The following is a 15,629-nucleotide window of genomic DNA, read 5'->3' on the forward strand; positions in this document are numbered from 1 at the left end:
GGAATGTCCGCCGCAACGTGGAGGGCATCGACTGCTCATTTCGATAGCTCAATAAAAAATGTTAATATGATATCTCAATATGCAAGAATTTCAGCTTCCGGTTTTCCAGAAGACTCACACACACTCTGAGCAACAGTGTGGGAGACTCTCTCCTATTAATCAAGGCTCACTTCACGGGCAAATCCAGCAAAACTTAGTAAATCACTCCCAATAGCGGTTCTATGGCTGAAACGACACTCGCCACAATTGACGAACTGCTGGAGGGCGCTTTCGACGACGTGGACGACCCCGATGTCCGATACAAACTCAGAAGTGCGCGACAGCTTCTCCAAGTAGTGCAACAGCGACAGGATATCGTGGACGAAGCCATCGATACTGCCGTTGAAGACGAAGAGATCCTGAAAAACCTCCGCGACCTCGGCTATACCGAGTGATCCGCTACTCCTACCGTTGTCACAGAACAAGCCTTTTGTCTTTCTCAACCAAGTCTCCACTATGACAGAAGACACTGCCGAACAGCTTAGAGCGGAATTAGAGGCAGTTTTCACCAGCGCCGAATACCCCGTCGAGGAACCGATGGAGCTGGTGCCAGTTCTGCCGGACGGCCCAAGTACGACGTTCGAAGCAGGGGACGTCAGCGTGGGGGTGATGGATTTTGGCACAGAATACGCTGAGTATCAGGACTATCCCTACGAGACAGCTGCAGCCCTTATCGACGATCTGATGGTTGGCTTTCGGGAAGAGGGGCTGTTTGACTGAGCGGGACTTTCCTCACACCGCCTGACTGCGTGATGGGTAGTCGCTACTCAGCAGTAGCTAACGAAGTCGTGTCGACAACAGCTACAACAGTATTCGCGGTGGGACTGCCTCAGGCCTTTGCGTCATACCCCGCGTCCTCCACAGCGGCGATGAGTTGTTCTGTGCTGACGTCGCCGTCGACAGACACCTGCTCGGCGTCTTTGTCGGCTTCAGCGCCTTGGACACCAGCGAGCGCCTCGATGGCCTCCTCGACGGTTTGCTCGCAGTGACCACAACTCATCCCTTCGACGGTCAACGTCGTAGACATAGCAGTTTTGACGAAGGATGCGCAGAACTTCTGGGTTACGACTTACCCGCCAGAACAGCACCTAATAGTGACATCTGGATAAGTATAGTTGGTTTCAACAATTCAATACATAGTGCTTCTATATGAGATTATTATCAATACTTGGATCTATACTCAACACAGAGAAGTATCGAACCGTTCCAGATTTACGCCCAGTAGCGCTCGGCCAGTCTCGCCGATAGCGGAACTCATCTCAGTATCCGGTTCTGACCGACAATAAGTACCGCCGAGGCGTGTCCATAGCTCTCACAGCCGATTGGCAGCGGGTCTAGTCCAAGAGCGACGCGGCTGCTGGAACCTTTAAGCGACGGGTGATGGGATTGTTCTGGCCTGCTCAAGTCGCACCACGGTCCGTCGAGCCCGTAACAATCGCTACCGCCGGAGAACTGCTTGCGGCCAGTGTGTGACTACACACCTAGTCCGACTCGGAAACGTCAACAGTGAGTACCGGAACGGACGACTTCGTGACGACCTTCTGCGCTGTGCTCCCGAGCATGTTCTTTTCGTACTTGTCTGCCTGCGTTCCCATCGTAACCAGGTCGATGTCGGCGTCAGCAACGTACGATACGATGCGGTCTGCTGGTTTGCCCCGCTGGATAGCCGTCGAGACCTCGATTCCTTCCTGTTCCAGCGTGTCTCGGACGACCGACGTGGCCTCTTCGCCCTCCGTTCGCAGGTTCTCTAGCACCTCGTCCTGCATCTTGTCATCCATCGACAGGAACGCTCGGTCGTCGACGACATACAGCGCGTGGACGGTGACGTCCCGCCCGTCGGCAATGTCGATTGTGTGTTCCAGTACCTGCTTCATTGACGCACTCCCATCCGTTGGAACGAGAATATCGCTATACATCGTTCGTACAAATCAAGTTGTCACAAACATCCCTTTCGATTCTGTTCAGGCATCGCAAACACGGCAGCCGTACCACGATTGTGGCGGACGATGCTCGGTGCAGGCCTGCGTGGCACCGACTTAGAGATAGCCGAGTCGCTCCAACCGCGACTCGAGGTCGACGTCGTCGAAGCCATCGATATCGTATTCTGCCATTTCGTCCTCCCCGGCAGCGAGTTCGGTGATGTCGAGTGTCTCACTTTGCTCTGCGGAGTCAGCGACAACGTCTGACGGTGGGCGATCGATAGGTGTGCCGTCGCTGGGCTCGGACCGCCGGCCCCGCACGACCGCTTCGTACTCATCCGCTCCCCACGCTGCGCGCTTGTATACGGTGTCACCGGGTCCGTTCTGGTACACGAGCGACGCCGGCTGTTGGAACCGGTCCGGCTCGTCAGTGTACTGCTCGGCGTACTCTGCCGTCTGCCCGGTCGGGGGTGCCTGGTACGCAGTGGTCTGTCCGTCGGGGGCGACGAACCATCCGGAGTCGTCCTTTTCGCCGTCAAAGGCGGCCAGAACGGCATCGGGAAACCGTGACAGCGTCGCCAGGGACTCGATTCGCCGGCTCTCGGTCTGCCCCGGTCCTCGGACGACGAGTGGGACGTGAAACAGTTCCTCCTGCGTGCCCATCCCGTGCATGACCGCGGGTGGCTCTGTGGCGGCCTGTGGGGGTTCTCCGAATCCGTCACCGTGGTCCGCCGTGATGACGACCAGCGTGTCGTCTAAAACGCCGCGTGCTTCCAGGTCACCAATCACCTGCTCCAGAATAGCGTCAGTCTGTCGAATCGCGCCGTCGTACAGCGGTTCGAGCAGCTGTCCGACGCCCGGCGGGAGTTGCTCTCCGTAGACGCTCCACTCCCACTTGATCGGGAGTTCGTCGTGCATTCCCCAGTACAGGTCCGCGCCCCACTCGTCGTAGGCGTCCCGCGTCGCGTACGGCATGTGCGCGTCCATCAGATTGAGGCACGCGGCCCAGGACTCAGTTTGCTCGTCGACCCACTCAGTCAGCTCGTCGGCGTACCAGAAGCCGTCGACACCGTTGCGGGTTTCGGACGGGTCGTCAACGTCTGTTGAATCGGGCCGTTCCGTGACGACGGTCTCGAAGCTGTCGCTGAGCCCGGATGGATGAACGGTGAGATACGGGTTCTCGGTGAATACGCCAGTTTCGTATCCTTCCTTGTGGAGGAAATCAAAGATCGTCTGGCCGGGCTGCAGCCGTTCGGTAATCTTGAGCGTGTGGCCCTCCGCCGGAACTCCGGTGAACAGGCTCGTATGGGCCGGCAACGACCAGCTCGCGGTTGTCCGTGCCTGCGTGTACACCGTCGCCTCACGACCGAACGCTTCGAGAAAGGGGGTGGTCCTGCGTCGATGACCCAACAGCGAGGTGTTCGCCGCACGGACACAATCAAGAACGACGAGTAACACGTTCGGGCGACCCATTGTCAGGCTTTAGAAGGTATCCACGGCAAAAGTATGTTCTGTAACCGCTATCTTTCACGACAGCACCAGTGACCAGCACCGAGATCTTCTACCAGTACGCGTCTGATTTGTCTCTCGCTGCGATACAAGACGCTCGCGATATTCTCACCACTTCGAGGTAGTTCGTCGCTGCTGGAGCTACGCTATACTCTCAAGACGCACTGGGTCGGGCCTCGCGTGAGTATATTTTATATGGGTCGACAGTCTGATACCAACAACGTGGTCAAATCGACGGTCCGGTTTCCCGAAACGGTGATGGACTGCGTCGAGGAGATGGTAGCGGAGGGTGTCTTCTCGAACAAGTCCGAGTTTCAACGCTTCGCTGTCGAGTACGTCCTTTCGGAGATCGAGGACTACGAGCCCGAGATGGTTGATTTCGACGAGCTACAGAAAGAGGTCTTCCAGCACCAGCCGGCTTCCAGCGGGGCCGAGATGTCGCCGGAGATCAACGAGAACTTCTACGAAAACGCGGCGCGCGTCCGGCAGTTCGCGATCCGCGGTGACATCGAGACGGCAGAGGAGTATATCGACACTGCGTACCCCGTCACCGACCCCCGCTGTTTGCTCCTTGACGACTTGCTCGAACCCTACCGACAGCGCGAAACCGAAGACGAATAGGTCGTTTCCCGGAGCCGGTACTCGGCTCCCTCGTCGCCTCTCCGGTTGAACTATTCTACGGCGCGTCAGTCGTCGTCAGCGCGGGCTTCTGGCGTCGCCTCCGAATGTGGCCCGGCGGCGTGTCCTTCGTGCGTCAGCGCTGTCGCGAACAGTTCTTCGGAGACCGCGGGAACGTCCACATCCTCGACTGCACCCTCGGACTTGATGTCGTCGACTGAACGGGGGTACTTCCTGAGGTCTTTGTGGATCGCGATGCCCGCGTCCGCGCCCTCACCCATGGCGATCGGGATCTGATTGTGGCCCGGCGTCAGATCTCCGACGGCGTAGACGCCGGAGATACTGGTCTCGCCGTGGTCGTCGACGGCCACAGTCCCGTCGTCGTTTCTATCGAGTCCCAGTTCGTCGGCCAGTTCAGCGTGGTAGTCCGATCCCAGCATCGGGAAGCCGCCTTTGTACTCCCGAACGCTCCCGTCCTCGAACTCGTACGCTGATAGCCAGCCGTCGTCGTCAGTCCGCTTGCCCGACAGCTCTGTATCGACGATATCGACCGGGTGATTGTCGAGCATCGTCTGCGTCTCGTCGCTCCACTCCGGCTCGTCGCCGCGAGTCAGTATGTCCACGTCGTCGGTGTAATTCAGCATAATCATCGCGACGTGGGCCGCGGCTTCGCCGGTGCCCATGACGAAGACGGGCTCGCCGACGAACATGAACGCGTCACAGTGGAGACACCAGTGCAGCCCTTTCCCGGTCCGCGGCAGCGGCGGATCCGGACGTTCGTCGGCGAACCCGGTCGCAAGGACGACTCGCTTTACTGCCAACTCATCGTCGCTCGTCGTCACGGTGAACCCGTCCTCGTTGTCGTCGGCGAGTGGTTCGACCGATTCGACGAAGCCCCGCTCGTAGGTCCCGCCGTAATCCTGCACCTGCTCGCGTGCAGTTTCTAAGAATTCGTTCCCCGAAACGTCCTCGGTGACGCCGATGACGTTGTGCGTGTCGGTCATCATCGCGGCGCGGCCGCCACCGCGGTTGATAACGATCGTGTCCATCCCCAGTCGGGTGGTGTACAGTGCGCTCGTCAGCCCGGCCGGCCCGCCGCCGACCACGGCCACGTCATAGTCGTACCGCCCATCGGTGTACATTAACACAGAATACGTGCTCGAGGAATAAAAACAGCAGAACAGCGGCCATCTACACAGCAATTCGACGCTGGTGTTACGCTCCGCGAGCGACGCGAACGACAGGCTCGCTGGCACCCCTGTCTCACCCAGGGCCGAGGGCTGCGATGTCGGCCCCGACCGTCGCCTGTGCATCAGCCGGGTTCGGATCACTGTCGGCCAGATGCGTCCATTCGTGGGCGGGCAGCGCCGACAGGTGGTCAGTGATCGCCGTGCTGTACGGCGTCGCTTTCACGGTGCTCTCTTTGTTACCCCAGATGTGGTTGATGACGGTCATCGAATCGATGCGTATCTCGACCGTCTCTGGGTCACACCGTGCCGCCAGTGCCCGCAGTCCGAGATGGAGGGCGGCGTATTCGGCGACGTTGTTGTTCGTCCGAGAGCCGACCGGACGCCCGAGTCGGGCAATCGGTGTCTCATCGGCCTGAATCACAGCACCGGCACCGGCCGGCCCGTTACTGTGTGCGCTGCCGTCCACATAGAGCACTACCTGTGCCACGTCGGAGGTAGCCGCGCCCTGCTGTGACGGGGGCGGGCCAGATACAACAAGCTCGTCGATTGCGGTCCGTATTTCATCGGCGGATGTCTCCGGGTCGAACAGGCCACCGTAGCCAGCGACGGCAGCATTGATCGCATCGATAGCGGGGGTGAGTTCGTATCGATACAGGGCCAGCAGCTCGTCGACCCGCGTCGCCAGCGGCGAGAGCGTCTCCGCTGGCAGACGCTCTCTCTCACCTGCTGGCTGATTGTGACGGTCCATCAATAATGCGTAGCTGCGGGTGGCTAAAAGACACTTCGCCGCGATAGGCGAGGGATGGCAGGATGCGTCCCGTGAGTACCGGCTACTGATGAGTCGGGTTTCTGATAAACCAATCGGGACCGCAGTTAACAGCCCCGCGACCGTAGCTGTAGCTACAATGGACCGACGGACGTTCCTCGCTGTGAGCGGGCTCACGGCCGCTGGAACACTCGCAGGCTGTAGTGCCCCCAGTGACGACCAGCAAGGGGACGGCGCGACAGCGACGGCTTCCGGACAGGCCGACGGTTCAGAGACGGCTGTCGAGACCGTCGCCGACGGACTCGAATCGCCCTGGAGCGTCACGCCGCTGCCCGACGGCTCACAGTTGCTAGTCACAGAGCGCGTCGGCCGCGTGGTGGTGGTCGATTCGGCCGACGGAACAATTACGCCTGTCACTGGCGCACCGTCGGTGTACGCGAGCGGTCAGGGCGGGATGCTCGATGCGGCGCTCCACCCCGACTTTCCGGACCCGGCCTGGGTGTATCTGACATATTCGAAAGCCAACGACAGCGGTGCGTCGGCGACACATCTGGGCCGTGGTCGCCTGAACGCCGCTGACGCGCAGTTCGAGACGTTTGAACAACTGCACGTCGCGGAGCCCTTTATCGACTCTGACGGGCACTTCGGGTCTCGCGTCGTGTTCGGCCCGGACGGGTTGGTGTACGTGACTGTCGGCGACAGACAGTTCAAGGACTTCGGGCCCGACCACGTCGCGCAGGACAGGACGAACGAACTCGGGACCACGCTTCGGCTGACGCCCTCGGGTGGGATTCCCGACGCGAACCCGTTCACCGACGACCCGGACGCGGTCGATTCGATATTCAGCTACGGCCACCGCAACGCCCAGGGGATGACCGTCCACCCCGACACCGGCGACATCTGGCAGACCGAGTTCGGCGAGCAGGACGGCGACGAAATCAACATCGTCGAACGGGGCGCCAACTACGGCTGGCCGGTCGCCGACGAGGGCTGTACCTACGGCAGCGGCGATCCGATCGGCGTCAGCCACGCGGAGCGCGACGACGTTGTTGCACCAGTGTATTCGTGGGACTGCGGATCGGGTGGCTTCCCGCCCAGCGGCACGACGTTCTACACCGGTGACGCCTTCACGGAGTGGACCGGCGACTTGCTCGTCGGCGGGCTGGCCTCACAGTATCTCGCCCGGTTCACCGTCGATGGGCGAACAGTCGAAGAAGCGACGCCCCTCCTCGCCGACCGCGGGTGGCGCATCCGCGACGTGGTGGTCGAGCCCGAAACCGGACACGTCCTCGCTGCAATCGACTCGTCTGACGCACCTATCGTGCGACTCCGCCCCGCCTGAATCGAGTGATTCGGCGACAACCGTGTGGGCTGGCGACCTGTGTCCGTAATCTGAATTAGTGTTGGAGCGATGCACCAACGGTGATCGGGGCCGTTCTGGTCCCATACTCCCACAGATCCCTATCGATCAGACTCGACCAGCGAGGCCGGTACCGCGCCATTTTTGCTTCTGAACCCGCTACACTGGCTGTGAACCAGACTGCGATTCTGCACGCCGCGTTCGGAGTACTGATCGTCGCAGGGTTCCTCGTCTCGGCACCTCTGAGCTATGGCCTCTACGGGCTGGGGGCTGCCTGTTTCATTGCCGGCATCCTACTCGCACGGCGGGATAGCGACGGATCGGAAACCGCCGATAGCGTCTGATATCGGAAACGCGACATGGGGTCCGGTATCAGGATGAGGTAGAGCGGTTTGCGGGGCTGTACTGCTCTACCGATATGAACGCCTGTGAGGGTAGTCGTCGGCGGGCGTCTCGGCTTCCTCGGTGGAACCGAGCGGTTCCTTGGGCTTGATCGGGTCGCCCGATTCGAGTCCCTTTTCGGCGAGTGCCACACTCCCCATGACCTCGATGATGAGTCGGTTGGCAGCTCACCGGTGATTGAACCGCTCCCTCTCGGGAGTGGCTATTATGGGTCTGACACCTGATGCCGAAGCATGGACCGGCGAACGCGGCTCATCGTCTATTATCTCGCCATCGTCGTCAGCGTGCTCTCTGGGTTCGTGGTTCTCTACAACTACGGGATGGCTACATGGGAGGGGCGGCCCCAGCCGTTGTACCGCTCGGTAGAGGTCGTCGTTCAAACGGTCACCACCGTCGGCTACGGCTGGGGACGCCCCGTGGACGAGCCCGCAGATGAACTACCTCGTCTCACTCATGGCACTCTCGGGACTCGTGCTTATTTTCGCGGCCCTCCCGGTGCTCGTGGTCCCGCTCTTCGAGGACGCGTTCACCTCCAGTGCCCCCGCCTCGGTTCGTGGGCTCGATAACCACGTCGTCCTCTGTAACTACGGGCCCCGTGAAGAAGTTCTCATCGACGAACTCACCGCACGCGGCGTCCAGTACGTCATCATCAAGCAGGATCGGGAAGCCGCGGACGAACTCCACGCGGCAGGGTATACGGTTATGTCCGGAGATCCGGAGTCGGACGCGGCCCTCAAGCGTGCCCGACTCGAGCACGCCGACGCCCTGATCGCAAACGTCGACGACGAAACCAACCCGAGCGTCCTCCTCTCGGCTCGGGAGGTCGATTCCGAGGTACGGACGGTCAGCCTGACTGAAGATCCGACCACCGCGGACTACCATCGGTTCGCCGGGGCCGATCATGTCCTCTCGCCCAAGCGAATACTGGGCGAACAGCTCGCGGGCAAAGCCATCGGCACGTTCGACCCCGAAGCTATCGAAGGCGTCGAAATCGACGAAGACTTCGACATCGCGGAGTTCCCGCTCCAGAGCGGCAGCGAACTGATCGGCCAGACCATCGCCGAGAGCGGTATCTTCGAGCGGACAGGTGCCGCCATCATCGGGGTGTGGGTTCGGGGGAATTTCCACAGTCCACCCCCGCCGGATGTCCGATTTGACGCCCGAAGTGTGCTCGTTGCGACCGGGCGAGAGACGGAACTCGACCAGTTGAAGGAGATGACGCTGTTCGAGGGCTGGCACCGTCGGGGAGACGTCGTCATCGCGGGGATGGGTGTCGTTGGACGGTCCGTCACGAGCTCGCTCACAGATGCCGGGTTCGAATACACGACCATTGACCCCGAGGACCACCCAACGGTCGACGTGGTCGGCGATGCGACGGACCGCGATGTCCTCCGTAAGGCGGACATTATGGACGCCGGCACTGTCGTCCTCGCGTTGCCCGACGACACGGCTGCTATCTTCGCGACGTTCGCGATTCGTGAACTGAACCCCCGGATAGAAATCATCGCCCGAGCGAACGAGCACGAAAACGTGTCGAAACTGTACCGCGCCGGTGCCGACTACGTGCTCTCGCTCGCCGCCGTCAGCGGGCGGATGCTCGCGTCAATCGTACTCGACGAGGAAATCCTCTCCCCGGGAACGCAACTGAAACTCATTCGAACGACAGTCACGGACGCTGTCGGCAAATCGCTCGCTGATGCCGACATCCGTAACCGGACCGGCTGTACCGTCGTCGCCGCCGAACGGGAGAGGCGTGTCATCACGAACCCTGCCGCGTCGTTCGTGATCGAATCCGGGGACGAACTCATCGTCGCCGGAATCGACGAGAACATCAGTCGGTTCCAGTCGACATTCGTCTGACGGGCTCTCCTGCGGACCGAGGGCGGCCCCTGGGTCCAAGTACTTCCCAAATCACCGACGGGGCCGGTCGGATGACCGGCTCACAGCAGGAGAGCGAAGAGGAGGTACGACCCGACGACAGACAGCGACGGCGTGAGGACCCAGAGAATGACGATCCGGCTCGTCGCTGCCGGATCGAACAGGTTCTCGGCGGTCAGTTCCTCGATGTCCTCCTCGCCAATGGCTGGGACTGATGGAGACGTCTCGGGGGTAGGGGACTCTCCGGCTGCGAGTTCGCCCACAGTTGGACCCGCTGGCTTCTCTTCCTCGGTTGATGGGGCGGCGAGAGCGCCAGTACTGAGATTCGGCCCCGGCTTGGACTCGGATGGTGGCGTCGCGAGTTCCGTAAGCGTGACAGCGCGACTCGCTCGGCCCCACCCTAGACCGATGATACAGCAGGTCGTGCTCACCGCGAGGCTCGCCGGAATGCCGTAGTACGAGAGGACGGTGATGATCGTCGCACCGACGGAGGAGACGATGAGGGCTGCCAGAATCGGTAGGTCAGTAATGCCGTCGCCGACGGTTGCGAGAGTGCGTCTGGCGATGGTGAACCCACCGAGGCTGATGGCTGCGACCGCGAGGAGCACGCCCTGATCGATACTGACGGCCCCGTTGCCGACCAGCGGGGCGACTGCGTTCGCAGCGTTCGAGGCCCCCGCGCTGAAACCCATGTAACAGGCGATGGCCAACACCAGCGCCGACCCGATGAGGTCACGGGGGGACGCGTTTCTGTTGAGGCGGAGGCGGGGGAACCGGCCCGACCGGTCGATCTGTACCAACTGCCGTTCGAGGCGCGTAAACGACAGTCGAGCTTCGAGTTGCGGATAGGCGTACCGACCGATGGCCGCCCCGATGACGAGGCCGATGAGCGGGGCGACGATCCACGCGGAGACGATTGTAAACATCAACGCCTCGTTGAGTGATCCCGTCGCGAGTCCGAGCCCCACAATCGCCCCCACAGCCGTCATCGAGGTCGATGCGGGGACGCCATAGATGTTTGAAACCAGCAGCGAGAGGCCAGTGAAAAACAGGACGCCGACACCGGCTACCGGGGTGAACTGTGCGGCCGGTACGATCCCCTCGCTCATCGTGACGATGACGTTGCGGCCGACTGTCCACGCTCCGATGAACGCGAACACGCTGAACAGTGCCGCCGCTGTTACCTTCCTGACCAGCTTGCTCCCGACAGCCGGCCCGAACGCGACGCCTGTTGACGAACCGCCGATGTTAAATCCCACAAACCCGGCGACGAGTAAACCGAGGACGAGAAGCAGCGAGACCATGAATATGATCCTCTACGGACCATTTCGGATACAGGCATAATGGCCTGTTCATCTGTCTTCGGTGCTGAGAGGTTTGATCCTGTACGAGGCTGCCGACCAGTGCTACCCGCGGCGTCGGTCACACATTCCGTCGGCGGTTTTATCCGACAGGTGAAACTATCCCTGTCATATGACTGACCAGCCTGTCGACGTCGAACCGGGAGGCGAGAACGTCGCCGGTGAGGCACCCGCCGAGGAGCCGGAATCCGTCACCGACGACGCGGTCGTCCACGACGACGTCGAACTCGAACGGACTATCGGGCTCGTTGGCGGGCTGGCAATCGGAATCGGGACGATGATCGGGGCCGGAATCTTCGTGTTTCCAGGGCTGGCGGCCGCCAACGCTGGGCTCGCAGCCACGCTCTCCTTTGCGATCGGCGGCCTGATCGCGTTGCTTGTGGCGCTGCCGACCTCCGAACTCGCCACGGCGATGCCCCGAAGTGGTGGCGGCTACTACTTCATCTCGCGGGGGATGGGGACGGCCTACGGCGCAATCGTCGGCCTCGGGCTGTGGCTGGGGCTGATGTTCGCTTCGGCGTTCTATCTGGTCGGGCTCGGTCACTACGCGAGCGCTGTGTTCGCCGAGCTCAACGTCGCGCTCCCGTTCAGTCCGGTCATCGGCATCGGACTGTTGTTCGGGGCCGCACTGACTGCATTGAGTATCGGCGGCACGGAAAATACCGCGAAGATTCAGAACGTGGTGGTCGGGGTTCTCCTCGTCGTACTCACGGGCTTCCTTTCCTACGGTGTCCTCGACGCTGTTGGCGTATTCGGTGGCGGCACCGTGCCGGAGCAGTTCTTCTCGAAAGGGTACCTCCCAGTATTGACGACCGCTGCGCTCGTGTTCACGTCGTATCTGGGGTTCGCTCAGGTCGCAACTGTCGCGGGTGAAATCAAGCAACCGGGTCGGAACCTCCCGCTGGCGATGGTCGGCTCGGTCCTGATCGTTACCGTCTTTTATGTTGTCACGATTTTCGTCGCGACCAGCGCGTTCGGTGCTGATCGGCTGGGGGAATTCGGGGAGACTGCGATGGTCGAAGTCGCCCGTGACTTCCTCGGGCTACCCGGTGCGGTCGCGATCCTGGGTGCCGGGCTGTTGGCGACGTTTTCGAGCGCGAACGCGTCGATTCTCAGTGCCTCGCGGGCAGTGTACGCTCTGAGCCGCGATGCGTTGCTCCCCAGAAAGGCGAGCGAGGTCAACCTCCGCTACGGCACACCACACGTCGCACTGCTCTCCGCTGGCGGCCCGATCCTCGTCCTCGTCGCGACTGGGCGGGTCGAACTCCTCGCCGAAGTCGCTTCGTTCCTCCACCTGATTATGTACGGGCTGATGTGTATCGCCCTGATCGTGTTGCGCCGTCGGAACCCGGAATGGTACTCGCCAAGCTATCAGGTGCCGGGCTATCCGGTGGTCCCGGTCGTGGGCGCGCTCGCGAGTTTCGGACTAATCGTCTTCATGCAGCCCGCGTCAATCGGTATCGGCATCGTGGTCATGCTCGCCTCGTATCTCTGGTACCGTTATTACGCTGGGGACGTGACACTCAAAGGAGACATCTGATTATGACGGACCGACCATCAATACTCGTTCCGCTCCGCGTGCTCGAAGGGGAATCGGTCCCCGAGGGTGTCCCCGAACTTCTCGCACACGCTCACATTGTCCTGCTGGGGTATCACGTCATCCCGGAACAGACTGCTCCCGGACAGGCGCGGATGCAGTTCGAGGACCGGGCCCTGGAACGGCTCGATGACTACGAAGCCATGTTCGAGGGAGCCGGAGCCACTGTCGAGCGGCGGCTCGTGTTCACCCACGACGGCCAGAAGACCATCGACCGTATGATTGCTGAGCACGACTGCATGGCTGTCCTCGTTCCGAACGCGACGGGGCCGGTCGAAGACGTGCTAGTCCCAGTCCGCGGGGCCATCGGGGTCGACCGCCTCGCCCGTGTCGTCGCGAGTGTGTTCGGAGAGATGGACGCCGACGTAACGTTGTATCACGTTGCGGATGAAGACACGACGGACGACGATATCCAGACACTCCTCGGGGGGATGGCGGATCGGTTGGCGGAGTTCGGGATGGACCCCTTGAGGGTCGAGACCCGTATCGACCGCGATCAGGATCCCCTCGACGCGATTGCAGACATAGCTGACTCGTTCGATACGGTTGTCATGGGTGAAACCGACCCGTCCCTGGCGACGTTCGTGTTCGGGATGCCTGCCGACCAGATCGCCGAGCGATTTCTCGGGCCGGTGTTCGTGGTCCAGCGCGAACCCGCTCCGGAGGACGAGGACGAGTAACTCACCCAGTCGGCTAAGTGGTCGTTGGTGCATGATAGCCCTCCCGGGTTCAGTTCACCACCGACCACGGATAGACGCCTGCCACGCTCACGTCCATGTTATCTCACGGTACAGTGAGGACGACATATCGGTTCAGTGGGCGTCCGGAGACGCCGACGGTGCCACACTGCGAACGGCCAGTATCCTTCGGGAGGAACTGTAATACACGGCTGTGATCGCCAGATAGTTCGAGGTACACGGCTTCTCGGTAAGCTGTGATACGTACTCCCAATACAGGAGTCACTCCAAGGCACCGGAGTCACACCGGGCCGGAATCCATTTCCTTTGCTTCGCTGTACTTTTACCGTTCCCAGAGTCCGAAACCACGCGAAAGCAGGCGAGAGACGGTTTACGAGAGTCACACCAGATTAGCCAAATATTAGAGGGCGCAAGTACCGCATATGCGCCGACGGACGGTTCTCAAATCGACCGGTGCGGTTGGAACGATTGTTGGAGTCGCCGGGTGTCTCGGTGGTGGTCGCTTCGGGGATTCGAACCCCGATGTCGTCCTCGAAGAGCCCGACCGCGAGTTCGAGAGCAGCGACGTTCCGTATCCTGCGTGGGGTGAGCAGATTCCGGACGTGAGTGTCCCTGCGCCGGCCGAATCCACAGAGATTCGACTGCGCGACGTTGAAACCCCAGCCCTCCTCACGTTTTTTTACAGCCACTGCCAGACCGTGTGCCCCGTTCTCATCTCGACCCAGCGGAACATTCAGAGCCACGCACAGAACAACGGCTACGCTGATGCGGTCCGGTTCCTCCCGATGACCTTCGACCCCGCTCGTGACACTGCAGAACGACTCGGGGCGTACGCGGACGAGATGAACGTCGACGTCGATAGCGAGAACTGGCAGTTCCTTCGGCCAGCGTCGAAGCAGCGAGCCAAGGATGTCATACAGGAACAGTTCGGGGTTGTGTTCCAGCGAACCGAACCTGAGGACATGGATATGTACATGTTCACGCACACAGCACTGACGCTCCTGGTCAACGCTGATGGGTTCGTCGAGCGTGCCTACCGCTCGAAGTCGCCGGACGAAGAAACCATCATTTCCGACCTGAACACGGTGAGAAACGCGTGAACCGCCGACAGGTCGTGGCAGCGATGGCAGGGCTCGGTCTCACCGGTGGGAGTCTATGGGTTGCCCAGAACGGGCTGTCGGGTAGCCAGACCGGGAACACAGAACAGCTTCCGATCCGCGTGGAGACGCTAGATGCACACGGCTCGTCGGCAGGCGAGACAGCCGTGCCGACCCCGGGAACTGTCACGGTGATCGACCTCTTCGCTACGTGGTGTGCGCCCTGTGACGACCAACTCCGGATACTAAACGCGATGCAGCCCGAGTACACTGACGTGTCGTTCGTCTCAGTGACGAACGAGCGGCCCAGCGAGACACTGACGAGGGCTGACATCAGCGCGTGGTGGAACCGGAACGGCGGTGTCTGGACTGTCGGCCTCGACCCCGGAAGCGAGTTGCTGGCGGCACTCGGGGCGAACGGACTCCCGTACATCGCGATTACTGACGAGAGCGGGACCGTCCAGTTCGGCCACAGCGGACTCGCCGGGGAAGGGACGCTTCGAGACGAACTCGACGCACTGGTGTGAGATGGCCGGAGCTGCCGTACTCGGGACACTCGCGTTCGCCGCGGGCGCAGGCATCACGACGTTTTTCGCGCCGTGTGCGTTCCCGCTGCTCCCGGGGTATATCGGGTACTACATGAACGAGAGCGACCGAGATGTCGGTATGCTACCACCTGCCACCGCCGCTGCTGGTGGGGCACTCCTTGCGCTTACCCTCGTCGCGCTGCTCGTCCTCGCACTCGGGCAGCCACTGAAAAACGCACTCCCGATGCTCGAACCGGTAATCGGACTCGGTCTGATCGCGTTCGGCGTCGTGATGCTCCTGAACAGTGAGCCAGAACTCCGCGTCCCGTTACCAGCACGACCGGCGTCGGTAACCGGGTTCGGTGTGTTCGGTGCTGTGTACGCGGTCGCTGCAGCGGGCTGTGTCGTCCCGTTGTTCTTCGGTGTGGTCTCTCAGGCCCTCGCGTTGCCACTCCGCACAAGCGTTCTCGTACTGGCGGTGTACGCGCTCGGGGTAGCAATTCCGCTTGTCGGTGTGACACTCCTTGCGGGCGCTGGCATCGAACTCTGGCGCACCGTTGGTACGCACCTGCAACGAATGCACCAGCTTGCAGCCGTCGTGATGATAGTAGCCGGCGGCGGACAGATTTATCTCGCAGTGTTCGAACTCGGTGTCTTGTAGTCCGCGC

General features: G+C 61.4%; 19 protein-coding genes. 11 read left to right on the plus strand and 8 right to left on the minus strand.

The window, feature by feature from the left end; genetic code table 11:
- The first annotated feature begins 221 nt into the window (after positions 1-221).
- Positions 222-434 (plus strand): hypothetical protein, encoded by a 213-nt coding sequence (locus HAH_RS17765; RefSeq protein ID WP_014031087.1) that lies wholly within the window; start codon positions 222-224, stop codon positions 432-434.
- A 61-nt stretch (positions 435-495) separates the two neighbouring features.
- Positions 496-759, plus strand: coding sequence for an MTH865 family protein (locus HAH_RS17770; RefSeq protein ID WP_014031088.1), 264 nt, complete (start codon positions 496-498; stop codon positions 757-759).
- A gap of 109 nt (positions 760-868) precedes the next feature.
- Here HAH_RS17770 and HAH_RS17775 read toward each other — a convergent pair whose 3' ends face one another.
- The 3 genes from HAH_RS17775 to HAH_RS17785 all read right to left on the minus strand — a co-directional run bounded on the left by HAH_RS17775 (position 869) and on the right by HAH_RS17785 (position 3,431).
- Positions 869-1,066, minus strand: a complete 198-nt coding sequence (locus tag HAH_RS17775; protein ID WP_014031089.1) for a heavy-metal-associated domain-containing protein — start codon at positions 1,064-1,066, stop codon at positions 869-871.
- A gap of 454 nt (positions 1,067-1,520) precedes the next feature.
- A complete protein-coding gene (locus HAH_RS17780) occupies positions 1,521-1,955 on the minus strand; it encodes a universal stress protein (RefSeq protein WP_014031090.1) in 435 nt (144 codons plus the stop codon).
- Positions 1,956-2,075: 120 nt separating this feature from the next.
- Positions 2,076-3,431, minus strand: a complete 1,356-nt coding sequence (locus HAH_RS17785) for a sulfatase (protein ID WP_014031091.1) — start codon at positions 3,429-3,431, stop codon at positions 2,076-2,078.
- Positions 3,432-3,662: 231 nt separating this feature from the next.
- Here HAH_RS17785 and HAH_RS17790 point away from each other — a divergent pair, with 231 nt between their 5' ends.
- Positions 3,663-4,088: a ribbon-helix-helix domain-containing protein gene (locus HAH_RS17790; RefSeq protein WP_014031092.1), complete on the plus strand. Its 426-nt coding sequence runs from the start codon at positions 3,663-3,665 to the stop codon at positions 4,086-4,088.
- A 65-nt stretch (positions 4,089-4,153) separates the two neighbouring features.
- On the opposite strand, the gene HAH_RS17795 is transcribed toward HAH_RS17790, so the two are convergent.
- Together HAH_RS17795 and HAH_RS17800 are read right to left on the minus strand one after the other, a co-directional pair.
- Positions 4,154-5,227: an NAD(P)/FAD-dependent oxidoreductase gene (locus HAH_RS17795; RefSeq protein WP_014031093.1), complete on the minus strand. Its 1,074-nt coding sequence runs from the start codon at positions 5,225-5,227 to the stop codon at positions 4,154-4,156.
- Between the two features lie 121 nt (positions 5,228-5,348).
- Entirely contained in the window at positions 5,349-6,023 is a 675-nt protein-coding gene (locus HAH_RS17800) for a ribonuclease HI family protein (protein WP_014031094.1), read from the minus strand.
- A 157-nt stretch (positions 6,024-6,180) separates the two neighbouring features.
- On the opposite strand from HAH_RS17800, the gene HAH_RS17805 reads away from it, so the two are divergent.
- A complete protein-coding gene (locus HAH_RS17805; protein ID WP_014031095.1) occupies positions 6,181-7,383 on the plus strand; it encodes a PQQ-dependent sugar dehydrogenase in 1,203 nt (400 codons plus the stop codon).
- Between the two features lie 188 nt (positions 7,384-7,571).
- The gene (locus tag HAH_RS20070) at positions 7,572-7,745 is read left to right on the plus strand and encodes a hypothetical protein (RefSeq protein ID WP_014031096.1); all 174 of its coding nucleotides are present in this window, start codon (positions 7,572-7,574) and stop codon (positions 7,743-7,745) included.
- A gap of 66 nt (positions 7,746-7,811) precedes the next feature.
- Here the strand turns inward: HAH_RS20070 and HAH_RS20370 are convergent, their stop codons facing one another.
- Complete coding sequence (locus HAH_RS20370) at positions 7,812-7,934, minus strand: hypothetical protein (RefSeq protein ID WP_255355560.1); 123 nt, start codon at positions 7,932-7,934, stop codon at positions 7,812-7,814.
- A gap of 36 nt (positions 7,935-7,970) precedes the next feature.
- Positions 7,971-8,183: a hypothetical protein gene (locus tag HAH_RS20220; protein WP_233425883.1), complete on the minus strand. Its 213-nt coding sequence runs from the start codon at positions 8,181-8,183 to the stop codon at positions 7,971-7,973.
- A gap of 52 nt (positions 8,184-8,235) precedes the next feature.
- Here HAH_RS20220 and HAH_RS17810 point away from each other — a divergent pair, with 52 nt between their 5' ends.
- Positions 8,236-9,663 (plus strand): potassium channel family protein, encoded by a 1,428-nt coding sequence (locus tag HAH_RS17810; RefSeq protein ID WP_014031098.1) that lies wholly within the window; start codon positions 8,236-8,238, stop codon positions 9,661-9,663.
- Positions 9,664-9,743: 80 nt separating this feature from the next.
- On the opposite strand, the gene HAH_RS17815 is transcribed toward HAH_RS17810, so the two are convergent.
- Positions 9,744-10,985 (minus strand): inorganic phosphate transporter, encoded by a 1,242-nt coding sequence (locus HAH_RS17815; RefSeq protein ID WP_014031099.1) that lies wholly within the window; start codon positions 10,983-10,985, stop codon positions 9,744-9,746.
- A gap of 169 nt (positions 10,986-11,154) precedes the next feature.
- Between HAH_RS17815 and HAH_RS17820 the strand changes: the two genes are divergently transcribed.
- From HAH_RS17820 to HAH_RS17840, 5 genes are all read left to right on the plus strand, one after another.
- Positions 11,155-12,582 (plus strand): APC family permease, encoded by a 1,428-nt coding sequence (locus HAH_RS17820; protein ID WP_008311883.1) that lies wholly within the window; start codon positions 11,155-11,157, stop codon positions 12,580-12,582.
- Positions 12,583-12,584: 2 nt separating this feature from the next.
- Entirely contained in the window at positions 12,585-13,319 is a 735-nt protein-coding gene (locus HAH_RS17825; protein ID WP_014031100.1) for a universal stress protein, read from the plus strand.
- Positions 13,320-13,759: 440 nt separating this feature from the next.
- Entirely contained in the window at positions 13,760-14,437 is a 678-nt protein-coding gene (locus tag HAH_RS17830; protein WP_014031101.1) for an SCO family protein, read from the plus strand.
- A complete protein-coding gene (locus HAH_RS17835; protein WP_014031102.1) occupies positions 14,434-14,961 on the plus strand; it encodes a TlpA family protein disulfide reductase in 528 nt (175 codons plus the stop codon). Before HAH_RS17830 ends, HAH_RS17835 begins: the two co-directional genes overlap by 4 nt.
- A 1-nt stretch (position 14,962) precedes the next feature.
- Positions 14,963-15,622, plus strand: coding sequence for a cytochrome c biogenesis protein CcdA (locus HAH_RS17840; RefSeq protein WP_014031103.1), 660 nt, complete (start codon positions 14,963-14,965; stop codon positions 15,620-15,622).
- Positions 15,623-15,629 lie beyond the last annotated feature (7 nt).

The organism is Haloarcula hispanica ATCC 33960 (assembly GCF_000223905.1).
GTDB classification, from domain to species: Archaea; Halobacteriota; Halobacteria; order Halobacteriales; family Haloarculaceae; genus Haloarcula; species Haloarcula hispanica.

Excerpts from the sequence above, each read along its gene's own strand:
- HAH_RS17765 (WP_014031087.1), top strand. The coding sequence starts at position 222 with ATGGCTGAAACGACACTCGCCACAATTGACGAACTGCTGGAGGGCGCT.
- HAH_RS17770 (WP_014031088.1), top strand. The coding sequence starts at position 496 with ATGACAGAAGACACTGCCGAACAGCTTAGAGCGGAATTAGAGGCAGTT.
- HAH_RS17775 (WP_014031089.1), bottom strand. The coding sequence starts at position 1,066 with ATGTCTACGACGTTGACCGTCGAAGGGATGAGTTGTGGTCACTGCGAG.
- HAH_RS17780 (WP_014031090.1), bottom strand. The coding sequence starts at position 1,955 with ATGTATAGCGATATTCTCGTTCCAACGGATGGGAGTGCGTCAATGAAG.
- HAH_RS17785 (WP_014031091.1), bottom strand. The coding sequence starts at position 3,431 with ATGGGTCGCCCGAACGTGTTACTCGTCGTTCTTGATTGTGTCCGTGCG.
- HAH_RS17790 (WP_014031092.1), top strand. The coding sequence starts at position 3,663 with ATGGGTCGACAGTCTGATACCAACAACGTGGTCAAATCGACGGTCCGG.
- HAH_RS17795 (WP_014031093.1), bottom strand. The coding sequence starts at position 5,227 with ATGTACACCGATGGGCGGTACGACTATGACGTGGCCGTGGTCGGCGGC.
- HAH_RS17800 (WP_014031094.1), bottom strand. The coding sequence starts at position 6,023 with ATGGACCGTCACAATCAGCCAGCAGGTGAGAGAGAGCGTCTGCCAGCG.
- HAH_RS17805 (WP_014031095.1), top strand. The coding sequence starts at position 6,181 with ATGGACCGACGGACGTTCCTCGCTGTGAGCGGGCTCACGGCCGCTGGA.
- HAH_RS17810 (WP_014031098.1), top strand. The coding sequence starts at position 8,236 with ATGAACTACCTCGTCTCACTCATGGCACTCTCGGGACTCGTGCTTATT.
- HAH_RS17815 (WP_014031099.1), bottom strand. The coding sequence starts at position 10,985 with ATGGTCTCGCTGCTTCTCGTCCTCGGTTTACTCGTCGCCGGGTTTGTG.
- HAH_RS17820 (WP_008311883.1), top strand. The coding sequence starts at position 11,155 with ATGACTGACCAGCCTGTCGACGTCGAACCGGGAGGCGAGAACGTCGCC.
- HAH_RS17825 (WP_014031100.1), top strand. The coding sequence starts at position 12,585 with ATGACGGACCGACCATCAATACTCGTTCCGCTCCGCGTGCTCGAAGGG.
- HAH_RS17830 (WP_014031101.1), top strand. The coding sequence starts at position 13,760 with ATGCGCCGACGGACGGTTCTCAAATCGACCGGTGCGGTTGGAACGATT.
- HAH_RS17840 (WP_014031103.1), top strand. The coding sequence starts at position 14,963 with ATGGCCGGAGCTGCCGTACTCGGGACACTCGCGTTCGCCGCGGGCGCA.